Annotated in this window: 16 protein-coding genes and 2 pseudogenes; 13 read left to right on the forward strand and 5 right to left on the reverse strand. The window is 69.7% G+C overall.

The genetic code is table 11. The annotated features are described in order from the left end of the window. Positions 1-257: 257 nt before the first annotated feature. Together OG306_RS36540 and OG306_RS36545 are read left to right on the forward strand one after the other, a co-directional pair. Positions 258-1742, forward strand: a complete 1485-nt coding sequence (locus tag OG306_RS36540) for an SDR family NAD(P)-dependent oxidoreductase (RefSeq protein ID WP_266750735.1) — start codon at positions 258-260, stop codon at positions 1740-1742. A gap of 372 nt (positions 1743-2114) precedes the next feature. Further along, a complete protein-coding gene (locus OG306_RS36545) occupies positions 2115-2291 on the forward strand; it encodes a hypothetical protein (RefSeq protein ID WP_266750736.1) in 177 nt (58 codons plus the stop codon). An 82-nt stretch (positions 2292-2373) separates the two neighbouring features. On the opposite strand, the gene OG306_RS36550 is transcribed toward OG306_RS36545, so the two are convergent. After that, entirely contained in the window at positions 2374-2748 is a 375-nt protein-coding gene (locus tag OG306_RS36550; protein ID WP_266750738.1) for a fluoride efflux transporter FluC, read from the reverse strand. Next, complete coding sequence (locus OG306_RS36555; RefSeq protein WP_266750739.1) at positions 2748-3215, reverse strand: fluoride efflux transporter FluC; 468 nt, start codon at positions 3213-3215, stop codon at positions 2748-2750. Before OG306_RS36555 ends, OG306_RS36550 begins: the two co-directional genes overlap by 1 nt. Positions 3216-3629: 414 nt before the next feature. On the opposite strand from OG306_RS36555, the gene OG306_RS36560 reads away from it, so the two are divergent. The 11 genes and pseudogenes from OG306_RS36560 to OG306_RS36610 all read left to right on the forward strand — a co-directional run bounded on the left by OG306_RS36560 (position 3630) and on the right by OG306_RS36610 (position 13585). Beyond that, positions 3630-5036, forward strand: coding sequence for an IS4 family transposase (locus OG306_RS36560; RefSeq protein ID WP_371666109.1), 1407 nt, complete (start codon positions 3630-3632; stop codon positions 5034-5036). Positions 5037-5045: 9 nt separating this feature from the next. After that, positions 5046-5918: pseudogene (locus OG306_RS36565) on the forward strand (urea transporter); the annotation flags it as partial. Positions 5919-5977: 59 nt separating this feature from the next. After that, a complete protein-coding gene (locus OG306_RS36570; protein ID WP_266750742.1) occupies positions 5978-6283 on the forward strand; it encodes an urease subunit gamma in 306 nt (101 codons plus the stop codon). 5 nt (positions 6284-6288) lie between these two features. Then, the gene (locus OG306_RS36575; RefSeq protein ID WP_266750744.1) at positions 6289-7110 is read left to right on the forward strand and encodes a cobalamin biosynthesis protein CbiX; all 822 of its coding nucleotides are present in this window, start codon (positions 6289-6291) and stop codon (positions 7108-7110) included. Further along, a complete protein-coding gene (locus OG306_RS36580) occupies positions 7107-7595 on the forward strand; it encodes an urease subunit beta (protein WP_266750745.1) in 489 nt (162 codons plus the stop codon). Before OG306_RS36575 ends, OG306_RS36580 begins: the two co-directional genes overlap by 4 nt. Further along, the gene (gene ureC, locus OG306_RS36585) at positions 7595-9319 is read left to right on the forward strand and encodes an urease subunit alpha (protein ID WP_266750747.1); all 1725 of its coding nucleotides are present in this window, start codon (positions 7595-7597) and stop codon (positions 9317-9319) included. The genes OG306_RS36580 and ureC overlap by 1 nt, the downstream gene beginning before the upstream one ends. 5 nt (positions 9320-9324) lie before the next feature. Beyond that, positions 9325-10098 carry an urease accessory protein UreF gene (locus tag OG306_RS36590; protein ID WP_266904584.1) on the forward strand — a complete coding sequence of 258 codons (774 nt, stop codon included), beginning with the start codon at positions 9325-9327 and terminating at the stop codon, positions 10096-10098. Positions 10099-10128: 30 nt separating this feature from the next. Further along, positions 10129-10749 carry an urease accessory protein UreG gene (gene ureG / locus OG306_RS36595; protein ID WP_266750750.1) on the forward strand — a complete coding sequence of 207 codons (621 nt, stop codon included), beginning with the start codon at positions 10129-10131 and terminating at the stop codon, positions 10747-10749. A 1-nt stretch (position 10750) separates the two neighbouring features. After that, on the forward strand, positions 10751-11716 hold the full coding sequence (locus OG306_RS36600) for an urease accessory protein UreD (RefSeq protein ID WP_266750751.1): 966 nt from the start codon (positions 10751-10753) through the stop codon (positions 11714-11716). 39 nt (positions 11717-11755) lie between these two features. Further along, a complete protein-coding gene (locus OG306_RS36605) occupies positions 11756-13105 on the forward strand; it encodes an ammonium transporter (RefSeq protein WP_266750753.1) in 1350 nt (449 codons plus the stop codon). A gap of 63 nt (positions 13106-13168) precedes the next feature. Then, positions 13169-13585, forward strand: a complete 417-nt coding sequence (locus OG306_RS36610; RefSeq protein WP_266904583.1) for an alpha-L-fucosidase — start codon at positions 13169-13171, stop codon at positions 13583-13585. Here the strand turns inward: OG306_RS36610 and OG306_RS36615 are convergent. The 3 genes and pseudogenes from OG306_RS36615 to OG306_RS36625 form a co-directional block, all read right to left on the reverse strand. After that, positions 13563-14999, reverse strand: a complete 1437-nt coding sequence (locus OG306_RS36615; protein WP_266750756.1) for a lipase maturation factor family protein — start codon at positions 14997-14999, stop codon at positions 13563-13565. The two genes, OG306_RS36610 and OG306_RS36615, sit on opposite strands and share 23 nt — an antisense overlap. A gap of 58 nt (positions 15000-15057) precedes the next feature. Continuing rightward, the gene (locus tag OG306_RS36620) at positions 15058-15582 is read right to left on the reverse strand and encodes a DUF1990 family protein (protein WP_266904582.1); all 525 of its coding nucleotides are present in this window, start codon (positions 15580-15582) and stop codon (positions 15058-15060) included. Further along, positions 15579-16432 (reverse strand): annotated as a pseudogene (locus OG306_RS36625) (YndJ family protein). The gene OG306_RS36620 and the pseudogene OG306_RS36625 overlap by 4 nt, the downstream one beginning before the upstream one ends. Positions 16433-16458 lie beyond the last annotated feature (26 nt).

The following is a 16458-nucleotide window of genomic DNA, read 5'->3' on the forward strand; positions in this document are numbered from 1 at the left end:
CGCCGGGAGTTCGGCCACGGTCCACCCCCTTGTACGGACGGCACGGCTCGACCCCGGCCGTATCGCAAGGAAGCATAGGTGACCGAACCGTGGAGGAGCCGTCGGGGCGGAGCGCCTCCGTGCCACGCGCGTCATGCACGAGACATCACACGAACGGAGCAGCATCCCGTGCATGGCAGACTTGACCGGGGCGTTCGGCCCGGCAGGAACAGGTACGGCGGTCGGCGCCACGAGGGACAAGCGACAGAGGAACGGCAATGACGGTGACACAGGACAGCCCGGAGCTCGCTTCCGGTACTGAGGAGTTCGGTCCCGGTATCGACCCGGAGCGGCTGGCCGTCTGCCTGAGCGTGCTCGACGAACTCGACACCATCGAGATCGACCACCCCGACGCCATCGCCGTGCGCCGTGCCACGGCCGGGATCTACCGGACCGTGAAGCAGCGCCGCCGTCAGGAGCGCCGCGCCGCCAAGACCGCGCACGACAAGGCCGTCACCGAGGCCACCGCGACCGGTTCGGCCGACCGCATCGACGACGAGACCCAGGGGGTCCTGCCGTCGTCCTCGTCCCGTGCCGAGATCGCGGGCGTCCTCCAGCGCCCCCGCTCCTGCTACATCTGCAAGACCCGGTACGTCGAGGTCGACGCGTTCTACCACCAGCTCTGCCCGCAGTGCGCCAAGGAGAACCGCTCGCGTCGCGACGCCCGGACCGACCTCACCGGCCGGCGCGCGCTCCTCACCGGCGGCCGCGCGAAGATCGGCATGTACATCGCGCTGCGGCTGCTGCGCGACGGTGCGCACACCACCATCACCACTCGCTTCCCCAACGACGCGATCCGCCGCTTCAAGGCGATGCCGGACAGTGACGAGTGGATCCACCGGCTGAAGATCGTCGGCATCGATCTGCGTGACCCCGCGCAGGTCGTCGCGCTCGCCGACTCGGTCGCGGCCGAGGGCCCGCTGGACATCCTGATCAACAACGCGGCGCAGACCGTGCGCCGGTCCGCGAACGCGTACAGCGAACTGGTCAACGCCGAGGCCGCCCCGCTTCCGGCGGGTGAGCTGCCCGCCGCCGAGGTCATCGGCACCTTCGGCAGCGGCACCGTCGACCGCGTCGCCGCTCTCCCGGCCGCCCGCAGGGAAGGCCTGAGTGCGCAGGACGTCACCGAACTCGCCCTGGTCACCGGGTCCGCCTCGCTGGAGCGGATCGCCGCCGGAACGGCGATCGACGCGGGCGGTCTCGTGCCCGACCTGCATGACACCAACAGCTGGATCCAGACGGTCGAGGAGGTCGAACCGATCGAGCTGCTGGAGGTCCAGCTCTGCAACTCCACAGCGCCGTTCATCCTGATCAGCCGGCTCCGTCCGGCAATGGCCGCGACCGCCGCCAAGCGCTCCTACGTGGTCAACGTGTCCGCCATGGAAGGGGTGTTCAGCCGCGGCTACAAGGGCGCGGGCCACCCGCACACCAACATGGCGAAGGCCGCGCTGAACATGCTCACCCGCACCAGCGCCCAGGAGATGTTCGAGAAGGACGGCATCCTGATGACGGCCGTCGACACCGGCTGGATCACCGACGAGCGGCCACACCCCGACAAGATCCGCCTCGCCGAGGAGGGCTTCCACGCCCCGCTCGACCTGGTCGACGGCGCCGCCCGCGTCTACGACCCGATCGTGCGCGGCGAGGAGGGCGAGGACCTGTACGGCTGCTTCCTCAAGGACTACGCGCCCGCCAACTGGTAGCCGACCGGTCGTCCCGTGGGGGCGATGCCATCGGTAGCGCCGTCGCGTGCTGCGCCGTGGGCCCGGCCGGGACATCGCTCCTGGCCGGGTCTTTTCCGTGCGAGGTGGCCGAAAGTGACCCATGACACAGGTTCCATCGAGCGGGAACGCGCTCATTTGGTTAATCTGATCCGAACGGACGTCACCGGGGAGTCCACAAACCCTCCTCGGCCGTCCTGGGACAGGCTTGTCAACCGAGTCGCCGTCCCGCCCCGTATCCGGCGCCACCGCGACCGAACTGTTCCTTCCCCTGCCCTCGCGGGCGGTCGACGCCCGGTTCTGAGACCGGGGCGTCGGTGACGCCCGGGGTTACGCGACACAAAGGAGTGCGCGGTGACGACACCAGAACTGACGAAGAACGAGAAGCGACCGGCCGAACGCCACGGAGAGCGGGCCCGCGGTCCCGAGAAACTCCGGAACATCGAAGTCTGGGCCAGGTCCGCACCGATCCGGCTGGCCGGCTACGAGGACGACCTCGCCGAGCCGCACATCCTGCCCGGCATCGACTGAGCGCTTCTCGCCTTCACACCCGAACTCCGGCCCACCCCTCAACGGGTGGGCCGGAGTTCGGCCGTTGCGGGGCGTTCGCCGGTCAGAACACCGCCTTCGCCACCGCGGCCCCGGCGAACGAGAGCCCGACCCCCGCGCCGACGCCGAGCAGCAGATAGCCGGCCGCGGTGGCCAGGCGGCGGGCCGATGTGAAGGTCAGCAGCTCGTACGAGAACGTCGACCAGGTCGACAGGGCGCCGCAGAAACCGGTGGCGAGCAGGAGTTGGAGGCGGGGGCCGATGTCTCCGCCGGTCGCCGCCTCGGAGAGGAATCCGAGGAGCAGGGACGCACCGGCGTTCGCCGCGAAGGTGCCCCACGGGAATACGGTGTGGAGGCGGAACTTGGCGTCCACCCCGATCAGATACCGCAGGGGCGCGCCGACCAGCCCACCCGCGAGCACCAGCAGCCAGTCGAGCATCACGTGCCCTCCTGGGCCCGGTGATCGCGCCCGAACGCGAGGTGCGTGAGGAAGGCCCCCGTCGTCACCGCGGCCAGCGCCGCCACGACGGTCAGGAGCAGATAGCCGACCGCATAGCCCGGCCGGTCGTGCTCGAACAGCTGCCGCACTTTGTTCGTGTAGTACGAGAAGGAGGTGAACCCGCCGAGCAGGCCGGTGCCCAGGAACGGGCTGATCAGCCGGGGCGCGCCCGGGAAGCGCAGCTTCACGGTGACCATCAGGACACCCATCAGGAAGCAGCCCACCGCGTTGACCAGCAGAGTCGTCCAGGGGAACGCGGTGGGGCCGATGGGCCAGAGGAGTTCGGCACCATAGCGGGCCGCTGCTCCCGCGGCGCCGCCGATCGCGACGACCGCTACGACGGTGAGCTGCACCCCGGGGTGGTGATCGGGGTGCGTGAAGCGGTGCAGCTGCATCTTCGGGGGCATCCGGCGACCGTAACGAGCGGCGGCGGACGCCGGGCACACAGCGCACTGATCCACCCCGGGCGAAACCCGAACGGGTCAGTGGAACGCCCCACAACGAGAAGAGGCATGCCGTATGTGTCTGTATGGCAGAGAGCAACATTCCGGCCTCTCTGCGGAGTCATGGGAGCGGTCTTCCGCCGATCGTTGGAGTCCGCCGTGCCCCTCGCCGAGCCGGGTGTCGTCCGGAGACTCGAAAGCCGGCAGCCGATGGCCTACCTCGTGGCCTCGGTGCGCGGAGTCGGGCAGGTCGACCTCCAACCCAACACCGTTGCGTTTGGCCCCTGAGCTGTACGTCAAGCCCTGCTGAACAGCGCAACGGGACCACCTGATAGATCAACGATCGGCGAAGAAAGTCGGTCAAGATCAGGGGTCCCGTTGCAGGAGAAGTCTGTCATCACGTCCACGATCGAGACAGCCCGGGGTGTGTTCGCGCCGGGTCATCTGGGAGAGTTGACCCAGGTCGTGGACTTCGCGCTGGTGGACGCGGTGCTGGAGGAGACCGGCCGGCGCGAGAAGCGCCTGCGGCTGCTGCCTTCGCGGGTGGTGGTGTACTTCGTGCTCGCTCTCGCACTGTTCGAACACCGCTCGTACCGCACGGTGTGGTCCAAGCTGACCGCCGCCCTGACCCCGCTGGCCCTGGTGCATCCTGCGGTCTCCTCGCTGACGCGGGCCAGGCGCAGGGTGGGGGCCGCACCTCTGCGGCGTCTGTTCGAGACGCTTGCCGGGCCCGTCGCCCGCCCCGGGCAGGCCGGGTCCTTCTACCGGGGCCTGCGCACGGTGGCCGTCGACGGGACCCTGCTGCACACCCCCGACGACGAGACGCTCACCTGGCGCTACCCCAAACGGGCCGGGGAGGGTCTGGAGTTCGGCTATCCGCTCCTGCGGCTGCTGGCCCTGGTCGAGTGCGGCACCCGCGCGCTCATAGCCGCCGCCTTCGGACCGGAGTCCGAGGGCGAACTCCCCTATGCCAAGCGGCTTCTGACCGCCCTGGACAAGACGATGCTCCTGCTGGCCGACGCGGCCTTCGACGGCAGCGAGTTCCTTGATGCCGTCCATCAGAGCGGGGCGCGGTTCCTGGTGCGCTCCGGGGCCCGCCGCGTCCCCACCCCCGCCGAGCACCTGGGCGACGGCTCCTACATCGCCCGCATCGGCTACGGTGTCCTGCGGGTACTGCTGCCGGTGCGCGTGATCGAGGCGACCCTCATCGTCACCTTGGCCGATGGCACCGTCCGCACCGAGCGGTGGCGGCTGATCACCAACCTGCTGGACCCCGTCCGTTATCCGGCCGCCGAGCTCGTTGATCTCTATCACCGCAGGTGGCAGGCGGAAACTACGTATTTTTCGATCAAGGCCACGATGCTTGACGGCCGCGTCCTGCGCTCCCGCAGTATCGATGGCCTCGACCAGGAGGTCTACGCCCTGCTCACCGCCTACCAGGCTCTGATCCGTGCCGGCGACGACGCCCTGACCGGTCGGCCGGAAGTACCCATGGAACGGATCAGTTTCACCGTCCTGTTGGCCGCCGCAACCGACACCGTCACTGCCGGCCATGGAATCTTCCCCAACACCCTCGTCGACCTGGTCGGCAGGATCGGCCACGCGGCCCTGGACGCCCTCCTGCCCGCCCACCGACGGCAACGAGTGAAGGCCCGCACACGCAAGAACCCCACCAGCAAGTACGGCCCGAACGCCGGACAGCACCCCCAGAAGGCCCAGAACTACACCGTCCACACCACCGTTGCATTCTTCGCCCACGGCCTCAGTAGCCGCTCACGGCCCTAACGCAACGGTGTTGACCTCCAACCCGGGATCTGGACAGGCGCGTTCATCCTCGCCGGGCTGTGGGTGGCGGGCTGGCGGATCGGCCTCTTCGCCACCCTCGGCACGCTGATCTCCACGGCGACCGCCTATGCCCTGGGCGTCGACCGGTCGGGCATCGCCCTCGGACTCCAGGGCTACAGTGGCTGCCTCACCGGCATCGCCCTGGTCACCTCGCTCGGCCACCACCCCGCCACCTATGTGCTCGCCGTCGGCGGCGCGATCATGTGCACCCTGCTGATGGCGACGCTGACCACGCTGCTCGCCCCCTACCGGCTGACCGCGCTCACCGCGCCGTTCTGCCTCGTCTCCGGCGTCATGGTGGTCGGTGCGCCGTCCTTCGACCGGATCTGGCACGGCGCCCCGAAGACGGTCGCCAGCACCACCCGCGGCGACACCGGCATCTCCTGGGACGACCTGTGGCACGCCTTCTGCACCAACGTGTCGCAGATCTTCCTGGTCGGTGAGTGGTACGTCGGGCTCATCATGCTCGTCGGGCTGGCCTTCGCCGGAGTGCGCGTGGTGCTGTTCGCGGCGGCGGGCAGCATCGTGGGCATCGTCGCGGCCTGGGCGCTCGGCGCCCCCACGGCACTGATCGCCGGGGGCATCTACGGATACAACGCCGTTCTCGTCGCCATCGCCGTCGGCGCGGTCTTCCTGACCGGCACGGTGTGGAACGGCGCGTACGCGCTCTTCGGCTGCGCGGCCACCACCGCCTTGACGGGCTCGCTGACCTCGTTCTTCAAACCGTTCGGCGGCCACACCTTCACCTGGCCGTTCATCCTCACGACCTGGGTGCTCATGGCGGCCGTCCCGCTGCTGCCACGGCTCCGCCGGAGCGACTGACCCCTGCCCGCCCACAAAACCGCCCCGTTCTCCCGTACACCCCGAGGAAGGTACCGACGATGAACCTCGCCCCCCGCGAGATCGACAAGCTGCTCGTGTACGTAGTGGCCGACCTGGCCCGCAAGCGCCAGGGCCGCGGTCTCAAGCTCAACTACAGCGAGTCCGTGGCTCTGATCACCGAGGCGATCCTGGAGGCCGCCCGGGACGGCAGGAGTGTCGCCGACTGCATGGAACTCGGCCGCCAGATCGTCAGCGAGGACGACACCATGCCGGGGGTACGGGACATGCTCGGGCTGCTCCAGGTCGAGGCATCCTTCGTGGACGGCACCAAGCTGGTGTCCTGCCACGACCCCATCGGCGGCTGAGCCCCGTGTCCGACCACTGCCGGGTGATCGCCGTGTGCGGCCACGAAGCCGCGCACGGGAAAGCGCTGCACGGCCTGGTGGACCCGGCGGTGATCGTCGTGCCGAGCGGGCGTGAGCTCTACCGGAGCATCGCCGGGCTGACGCGCGGCGGCGAACAGGGCTGCGTCGTCCCGATGACGCTGGGCCGCGACCCGGAACTCGTCGCGGATACCGCCCGTACGCTGCGCGCGCTGCCCGCCGCCGAACGCTCCGCGACCGTACTCGCCGAGCCTTTCGGCACCTCCCAGTACCTCATCGGCTGGCTGCGGGCGGCGGCCGGCCGCGTCCCCGCCACATCGGCGCTGCTCGTCACCGCCCCGGCCGGCGACCCCTTCGACGACGCCGAGCTGTACCGGGTCGCGAGCCTGGTCCGCCGTTACGGCAGCCACCCGCTGGTCGAGGTCGCGTTCAGCGGCGGCGATCCCGACCCGGCCGAAGGGGTGCGGCGCTGCCGGCTGCTCGGCGCCTCCCGCGTGGTGCTGCTCCCGGCCGCCTTCGCCCTGCCGGAGGTACCCGACGTACCCGGCACGCACGTCGAACGAGCCGGTCCGCCGGTGCCACCCGCCGCGCTGGCCCGGATCCTCGCCGAGCGCGTGGCCGCTGCCCGGCGGCGGTGGAACGAGCGTGGTGACGACGGCATCGCAACCGGGCTGACCGCCGCCGACGACCACGGCCACTCCCACACCCACCCGCCGGGCGAGGACCACGGCCATGGGCTCGGACATCTGCACACGCATCAGCACCCGCACGTCCATGGTGCGGGCCAAGTCATCAGGAGCACCGCATGACGTTCCGTCAGAAATATCTCTACGGCAAGGACCCGGTCGAGATCAACGCCGGTCGCCGCACGGTCCGGCTCACCGTCAGCAACACCGGCGACCGCGCGGTCCAGGTCGGGTCGCACTACCACTTCTTCGAGGTGAACTCGGCGCTGTCGTTCGACCGGCAGAAGGCGCTCGGCATGCACCTCAACATTCCCGCCGGCACCTCCGTACGCATCGAGCCCGGCGGATCGCGCGAGGTGGAGCTGTGCGCGTACGCCGGCACGGGCCGCCTCGTCGGTTTCAGCGGACTGCTCAACGGCAGCCTCGCCTCGCACCCCGCCAAGGTCGAGGCCGTGCGCAAGGCGATCGAGCAGGGCTTCCAGGGCGCCGCCTCCGGCGCACCGGCGAAGAGCGCCAAGGACACCAAGAGCACCAAGGACACCAAGGATTCGGCCAAGACCGCCAAGGACTCGAAGGACTCCAAGGCGAAGAAGAAGGGTTCGCGCTGATGCCCATCCTGCCGCGCAAGCAATACACCGACATGTACGGCCCGACGGTCGGCGACCGCTTCCACCTCGCCGACACCAACCTCGTCGTCGAGGTCGAGAAGGACTTCAGCGAGGGCCAGTACGGGGACGAGATCCTCTACGGCGGCGGCAAGACCATGCGTGACGGCATGGGCTCCGACCCGCAGGCCACCAGCGGCCAGGGCGCACTCGACACCGTCATTACCAATGTCGTGGTCATCGACGCCATCGTCGGCGTCGTCAAGTGCGACATCGGCATCAAGGACGGCTTCATCGCGGGGATCGGCAAGTCCGGCAATCCGCAGACCCAGAACAACGTCCACCCCGACCTGGTCATCGGGCCCGGCACGGAGGCCATCGCCGGTGAGCACCTCATCGCCACCGCGGGCGCCATCGACAGCCACGTCCACCTGATCGCCCCGCAACAGGCCGAGCAGGCACTCACCAACGGCATCACCACTCTCATCGGCGGCGGCACCGGTCCCTCCGACGGCACGAACGGCACCACCTGCACACCCGGCCCGTACAACATCGCCCGGTTCCTCCAGGCGGCCGAGACCTTCCCGGTCAACCTCGGCATCATGGGCAAGGGGAACGGCAGTCTGCCGGAAGCGCTCAACGAGCAAGTCGAAGCCGGGGCCTGTGCCCTGAAGGTCCACGAGGACTGGGGCGCCACCCCCGCCGTGATCGACAACGCGCTGAGCGTCGCGGACCGGTACGACGTCCAGGTGACCATCCACACCGACAGCCTCAACGAGGGCGGCTTCTTCGAGGACACCCGCTCCGCGTTCGACGGCCGCACCATCCACACCTTCCACAGCGAGGGTGCCGGCGGCGGCCACGCCCCGGACATCCTGCGGGTTGCGGGCGAGCCGAACGTGCTGCCGTCCTCCACCAACCCGACGCTGCCGTACACCAAGAACTCGGTGGACGAACTGCTCGACATGGTCATGGTCTGTCACCACCTCAGCCACGACATCCCCGAGGACGTCTCCTTCGCCGACAGCCGCGTCCGCGCCGAGACGATCGCCGCCGAGTCGGTCCTGCACGACCTCGGCGTGATCAGCATGGTCTCCTCCGACTCGCAGGCCATGGGCCGGGTCGGCGAGTCCGTCACCCGGACCTTCCAGATTGCCCACCACTGCAAGGACAAGCTGGGCACGATGGAGGGCGACTCCGCCCGCAACGACAACCAGCGGGTGCTGCGCTACCTTGCGAAGGTCACCATCAACCCGGCCATCGCCACCGGCATCTCCGACCACGTCGGCTCGATCGAGAAGGGCAAGCTCGCCGACATCGTGCTCTGGCCCATCCACTCCTTCGGCGCCAAGCCGAAGATGGTGATCAAGGGCGGCATCATCTCCTGGGCACAGATGGGCGACCCCAACGCCTCCCTGCCGACCCCGCAGCCGGTGATCTACCGCCCGATGTTCGGGCAGTACGGCAAGGCCCTGCAGGCGACGCACGTCACCTTCATGTCCCAGACCGGTATCGCCGCCGGGGTTCCGGCCGAACTGGGCCTGGAGCGCAAGATCCTGCCGGTCAGCCGGACCCGGACCATCGGCAAACACAACATGGTCCGCAACGACGTGCTGCCGGACATCAAGGTCGACCCGGAGACGTTCAAGGTCACTCTCAACGGCAAGGTTGCCACCATCGACCCGGCCGAGAAACTGCCCCTCAACCACCTGTACTTCCTGGTCTAGCGCCGATGTACCGCGACGAGAACGACAACCTGGGGGACCGCCCGGCCCCGGCGGCAGCACAAGCCGCCGGGGCGGGGGCCGGGACATGCGAGCCCGCGCTCGGGCCGCTGCTGGTCAGCCTCCAGCTGACCGACTCGTCCTTCCCCAGCGGCTTCTACACGCTGTCGCACAGCCTCGAAGGCTTCGCCCAGGCCGGCGCGATCGGGCCCGACAGCCTGCCGCTGCTGCTCGAAGACCTGCTGCTGCACGGCGTCGGTCCGGCCGACGCCACCGCGCTCGCGCTCGCCCACCGGGCGACACGGGCGGGCGAACCGGAGAACGTCGTCGCCATCGACGAGCACCTGTTCGCCACGAAGCTGGGCCGGGAGATGCGCCGGGCCGCCACCCGTACCGGACGGCAACTCCTCGACCTGGCCCGGGAGGTCTTCGACCGCCCGGAGATCGGTGACTACTTCGAACGCGTCGTACGCCGGGAGGCGCCCGGCACCCAGGCGGTCGCCGCGGGGGTCATCCACGCGGCGGCCGGTGTGCCGGTCCGTCAGGCCGTCGCCTCGGACCTGTTCGCGTTCTGCGCGAGCTTCGCGGGCGCGGCCCTGCGCCTGCGGCTGACCGACCACCGCGGGGCGCAGACCCTGCTGCGGGGCGCCGCACCCGTCATCGAGGAGGCCGCCGAGGACGCGCTGCGACGCGAACTCGACGACGTCGGAGCGACCGTCTTCGCCTCGGACGTCATGTCGGGCCGTCATGAACGCGCCGAGGCCCGGCTCTTCGCCAGCTGATCCACCCCCACACACGAGTCAGGAAGCACCATGGACGACAAGGTACTGCGGGTCGGCATCGGCGGACCGGTCGGATCCGGCAAGACCGCGCTTATCGAAGCGTTGGTACCGGCACTGATCGAGCGCGGTCACCGCCCCTGCGTCATCACCAACGACATCTACACGCAGGAGGACGCCCAGCACGTCCGCCGCACCCTCGACGGGATCCTCGAACCGGAGCGCGTCGTCGGCGTCGAGACGGGTGCCTGCCCGCACACGGCCGTACGGGACGACCCCACGATGAACCTGGCGGCGGGCGCCGAAATGCTGGAGCGCTTCCCCGACACCGACACGCTGCTCTACGAGTCCGGCGGCGACAACCTCACCCTCACCTTCAGCCCGGCCCTCGTCGATCTCTTCCTCTTCGTCCTGGACACCGCCGAGGGCGAGAAGATGCCCCGTAAACGAGGCCCGGGCATCACCGACTCCGATCTGCTCGTCATCAACAAGATCGATATCGCGAAGTACGTACGCACCGACATCGGCGTCATGGAGTCCGACGCCCACCGGGTCCGCGACAACCGCCCCGTCGTCCTCACCGACTGCCTCACCGGCGTCGGCATCGAGGACATCGCGGTCTATCTCGAATCGCGGCGCAAGGTGCTGATCTGACATGCCGCTCACCCCACCCCGGCCCGCACCCGACCGGCTTGCGCCCGCGTACTACACCGCGGTGCGTGTCCCGCCGGAGGTGGCGGCGCTGGCGTCCGTACCCGACACGCTCGCCGCCGGCTCCCCGGCCAAGGTCGGCATCCTCGATCTGGCGTTCGCGGTACGGGGCGGGCGCACCGAACTCGTCGAGCGCTACCAGAAGACGCCGTTGCAGATCATGCGGCCGCTGTGGATCGACCCCGCCATGCCGGGGATGAGTTACGTCTACCTGATGGCGACCGGCGGCGGGATCGCCCAGGCCGACCGCTACCGGATGGACTTCCGCTGCGGCCCCGGCACCGAGGTGCATCTGACCACCCAGGCGGCCACCAAGATCTTCCGGATGGAACACGACTACGCGAGCCAGCGCGTCCATCTGACGGCGCAGGCCGGCGCCTACGTCGAGTACCTGCCCGATCCGCTGATCCCGTTCAAGGACGCGCGGTTCTACCAGCGCACCGAGGTCACCGTCGCGAGCGGCGCCACCGTGGTCGTCGGTGACACCCTCACCGCCGGGCGGCTCGCCCGGGGCGAGCGTCACGCCTACCGGGCCTTCGCCGCCGATCTGCGGATCGCCCGGCCCGACGGAACCCTCCTCGCCATCGACACCCTGCGCCTGGACCCGGGCGCGAGGGGGGCCCGGCACGGCGTCGTGGGGCCCGGCGTGTTCGCCGGGCACGATCACGTGGCCTCGCTCTTCGTCGTCACCGACCGCGTGCCCGCCGACGAGGTGGCCGACACCCTGCACGAGGCGCTGGCCGGGCTCGGCGTCCTGTACGGCGTCAGTGTGCTGCCCCGCGACTGCGGCGCCTGGGTCCGGCTCCTGGACGACAGACCCGTCCGGGTCGCCGCCGCACACACCGCCGCCCGGCACGCCGTCCACTTGCTCCTCACCGGCAATCCGGCGCCCGACCTGCGCAAACCGTAGCCCCCGCCAGTCCCTGACACCCCTATGAGGTACCCGCCGATGAACACCGCTCCCGCGCCGATGCCACCCGCCTACGACTCCGGTGACACCGCCTGGCTGCTCGCCTCCACCGCGATGGTGCTGCTGATGACGCCTGGGCTGGCGTTCTTCTACGGCGGCATGGTGCGTACCAAGCACATCCTGATGATGATCAAGATGAGCTTCGCCGCGCTCGCCTTCGGCACGCTCGTCTGGTGGGTGATCGGATACACTCTGGCCTTCGGCCCCGATGCCGGCGGCGTGGGACTCATCGGCAACCTCGACCACGTTTTCATGCACGACATCGGGCTGACCACGCTGTCCGGTCACATCCCCACGTACGTCTACAGCACCTTCCAGATGGGCTTCGCGATCATCACCGTGGCGTTGATCAGCGGTTCGATCGCGGACCGCGCCACGATGAAGGGCTGGCTCGTCTTCGTCGTGCTGTGGCTGCTGATCGTGTACGTCCCGCTGGCGCATTGGGTGTTCGACAAGGACGGCTGGATCGTGAAGCACCTCGGCGCGCTCGACTTCGCGGGCGGTCTGCCGGTGGAACTCAACTCCGGCGTCGCCGGACTCGCTGTCGCGCTCGTGCTGCGGGCGCCGCGTGATTTCGCCCGCCGCGAGGAACGGCCCAACAACATCCCGCTCGTCGTGATCGGTGTCGGACTGCTCTGGTTCGGCTGGTTCGGCTTCAACTCCGGTTCCGCGCTGACCGACCAGGGCACGGCGGCCGCCGCGTTCATCAACACCCAGCTCGGCGCGGCGGGCGCGATGATCACCTGGCCGCTGGTCGAGAAGTGGCGCACCGGCAGGGTCTCCACCATGGGCGTCGTCTCCTCGGCCGTCGCGGGCATGGTGGCCATCACCCCGGCCTGCGGTGAGATCAACACCCTCGGTGCCGTCATCACCGGCCTGGTCGTGGGCGCGGTCTGCGCCTACGCGATCACCCTCAAGTTCCGCTTCGACGTCGACGACACACTCGATGTGGTGGGCGTGCACGGCGTCGGCGGACTGGTCGGGCTGATCATGGTCGGCCTCTTCGCCACCGCTCGGATCAGCGGCAGGAAGGGGCTCTTCTACGGCGGCGGCTGGGGACTGCTGGGTAAGCAGCTCGTCGCGATCGTCTCCGTGATCGCGTTCTCCTTCATCCTCACCTGGCTCATCGCGAAGGTGGTCCAGCTGACCGTCGGGTTCCGTGCCGAGGACGAGTACGACAGCGTTCCCGGCTCGGAAGTGGAACGCGCCTACGACTTCCAGACCGCGGAGCGGCTCGGCGCCCTGATCTCCGGCAAGGCCGTGACCAGCGACGACGAACTCGTCAGACAGATCACCAAACTGCTGCGGGCCCGCGAGGAATCCAAATGAGTATCCGGTCCGGAGCCTCCGGCCGATCGTGCGGTCCCGACCGCAATTCCGCCCAGCCATCGGATGGTTGAGGGAAAGAAGAACGGCAACTTCCTGCTCGGCATCGGACCGAAGCCCGACGGCACCATCCCGGACATCATGCAGCGCAGGCTGCGCGAGACGGGGGAGTGGCTGCGGACCAACGGGGAGGCGATCTACGACCCCACGTACGGGGCGCGGATGCCGCAGCTCGGCGAGGACCTGCGGTTCATCGTGCGGCCCGACAAGGCCTTCTGCATCCACTCCCCGGCGCGGCCCGGCTCGACCCTCACCGTCGAGGCCCCCGTGCCGATTCATAGCGGTGACCGGGTCACCCTGCTCGGCCACGACCGGCCGCTCGGCCGGCGCACCACGGGCGGCTCGCTGGTGATCGACGTACCGGCAGCGGCGCGCCGGACCGGACAGTACGCCTGGGTGTTCAAGGTCGCCTGGTCGGGCTGAGCCAGGCCGGGCCGAGCGAGACGGGAGGCATGAAGTCCCGCACGTAGGTGCGGTGCCACCAGCGTCCGGTGGCCCGCAGTTCGCGCCAGGTCGTGAACCGGTAGCGGTACACCCTGGCGCGGACATGCGTGGGCGGGGCCTCGGGGAACGGGTTGTGACGCAGCAGCCGCAGCGTGTCCCGGTCGTTCTCCAGCAGTCGTTCCACGAACTGGCCGAACCAGGGGCCCGCGTACGCGGGGGAGAGCGCCGCGAACCACATCAGCCAGTCGAGCCGCAGATGGTACGGGGCGAACTGGCGCGGCAGCCGGCGCGGATCGCCCGGCTTGCCGCGGAAGCCGTACTCCCGCCAGACCGTGCCCTCGTGGAGCACCGGCTCGTCCGTGCCCTCGACCGCGACCTCCAGCCGGACCCGGCTGATGCTGCCGAACGCGCCGTAGGTGTTGACCAGGTGCAGCGGGTCGAACGAGCGGTTCATCACCTGGCGGCGGGAGACCAGATTGCGTGCCGGGCGGTAGCTGAGGGACACCACCAGCGCGGTGACGGCGATGACGACGATCTCGTACCAGAGGGGCGGCGCGGACTGTGCCGGCGGTTCGGTGAACAGGGACCAGTCGACGGCGGACAGCGCGAGGGTGATCGTCACCCAGTTCAGCCAGGCGAAGTTCCCCGACAGGACCAGCCACAGCTGGGTGACGATCATCAGCCCCGCGGCCGCGCTCGCCACCGGCTGCGGAGTGAACAGGAGCACCGGCACCAGGAGTTGCGTGACGTGGTTGGCCGCCACCTCGACCCGGTGGACGGGCTTCGGTAGCCGGTGGAAGAACCAGCTCAGCGGACCCGGCATCGGCTGGGTCTCGTGGTGGTAGTACAGACACGTCAGCTTGCGCCAGCACTCGTCGCCGCGGATCTTGATCATCCCGGCGCCGAACTCCACCCGGAACAGCACCCAGCGCAGCAGCCACAGCACCAGCACCGGCGGCGCCGTGTGCGCGTTGCCGAGGAACACGGCGAGGAATCCGGTCTCCAGCAGCAACGACTCCCAGCCGAAGCTGTACCAGGTCTGACCGACCTGGACGATCGACAGATAGAGCGCCCAGGGCAGCGCCCAGAGCAGCATCGCCGCCCAGAGCGGAACGTACGAGTCCACCCCCGCGAGCAGGGCGACGGCGAGCGCGCAGCCGGTCCAGGAGACGAACGCGAAGAACCGGTCGGAGTAGTGGAGCCGGAAGAGGCCGGGCGCGCTGTGCCAGTCCGTGCGCCGCAGGAAGTCGGGCACGGGCAGCATGCCGCGTTCACCGATCAGCGCCCGGAACTGGAGCACGGCGGTGAGGAAGGCGAAGAGATAGACGCCGGCGAGAGCCCGCTGGAAGATCAGCCGGCTGAGCCAGTACCCGTCTGCGGTGAACCAGTCCATCACTTCCAGTATCGGCCCGGTGGCCCGGCTCAGCCCTTCGGGCGGGGCCCGGTTCCGGTCAGACGGGCCCGTTTTGGCCTTCGGTGACGATGCGGCGCAGCGTGGTGCCGAGCCTGCGGGCGTACCAGTGCTGGAGAACCGGTACGACGGGCCCCGCGAGGCGCGCGTACCAGGCGGCCGGGCGGCTGAACGCCATGACGGTGAACCACACCGTCCCGTCGTCCGCGAGCTCCACGACGAAGGACTCCTCGCCGCGTTCCGGGTGCCGGAGCTCGGTCCCGTAGGCGAATCCGATGCGGTCGTCCTCGTAGGCGGCCCAGACGACCCGGCAGGGTGCCGTGAACCGGAACGGGCCGACGCCCAGCGACACACGCACCGAGACCCCGGTCTCGGCGCGGGCCGCCGACGCGTGGACCCGGGCACCGCTGGTGCGATGCATGCGCCAGCCGGTGACCGCCGCGCCCGCCGCCGCCAGGTCGGCCCGGCCGCGCCCGACCCGGGTCCGGTGGTGGAGGTGGTGGTAGCCGTCGGGGAGCGGGCCGAGGCGGGTGGCTCCGACCTCGGGGTAGGTGAGGGCGCTCATACGGTCCTGCCTTCGTGATCGGTGGGATTCTGGAGCCTTCGCCAGGCGAGCACCGAGCAGAGTGCGAAGCCCAGGGCGTTGCCGAGGCCGTGGGTGGCGGCCATCCAGGTCAGTGTGGGGTGGGGAGCCCGGTGGCCTCGCCGAGCGCCCAGCTCAGTGCGAGCACCATGGTGACCGCGAGCACGGCGGACGAGGTGGCGAGCAGCAGCCGGGTGATGCGGTCCTGCTGCCCGGCGCGGACCGAGTGCCAGGTGAGCAGGGCAACGGTCCACATGCCCGCGGTCAGCACCACCGCTCCGGCCAGTTCGGCCCGGTCCCCGATGAAGTAGCCGATCAGGACGAGCAGGGTGCCCAGCGGCACGCTCAGCGCGGCGAACCTTCCCGCGGTGCTGTCGGCGACCCGGCAGACGAGTCCCGCGATCAGCGCGGCGGCGAATCCCGCGAAGTGGAAGTGCGGCACGGTCAGCGCGAGGATGCCGAGCCCGAAGCCGAAGAGCGGGTGCCCCGAGCGTTCGGCGACCAGTGCGGTGGCGGCGATCGACGGGGTGACCAGGGCGGTGAGCAGGGCGACCTCGGCGGGTGTCACGGCGTGGATTCGGGACGTCGCGAGGTTGCGGAACAGCCGTGGTGGGGCGTGCAGGGCGAGGAGTACGGCCCCGAGTGCGTAGCAGGACGCCAGGGCGGTGGCGGGCACGCCGCGCGGCAGCCACAGGGCCACGGAGCCGGGCACGGCGAAGAGCGGCCACAGCTGCCGCATCCGGTCCAGCTCGGGAGCACCGGCCAGCCGCAGCCCCGCGGGGACCACCACCAGCATGCCCAGCATGACGATCAGATTGACCAGTACAGACATCGAGCCCCCGACTTGAACGTGTTCAA

Origin of the sequence: Streptomyces sp. NBC_01241 (genome assembly GCF_041435435.1) — a bacterium.
Classification (GTDB): Bacteria; Actinomycetota; Actinomycetes; order Streptomycetales; family Streptomycetaceae; genus Streptomyces.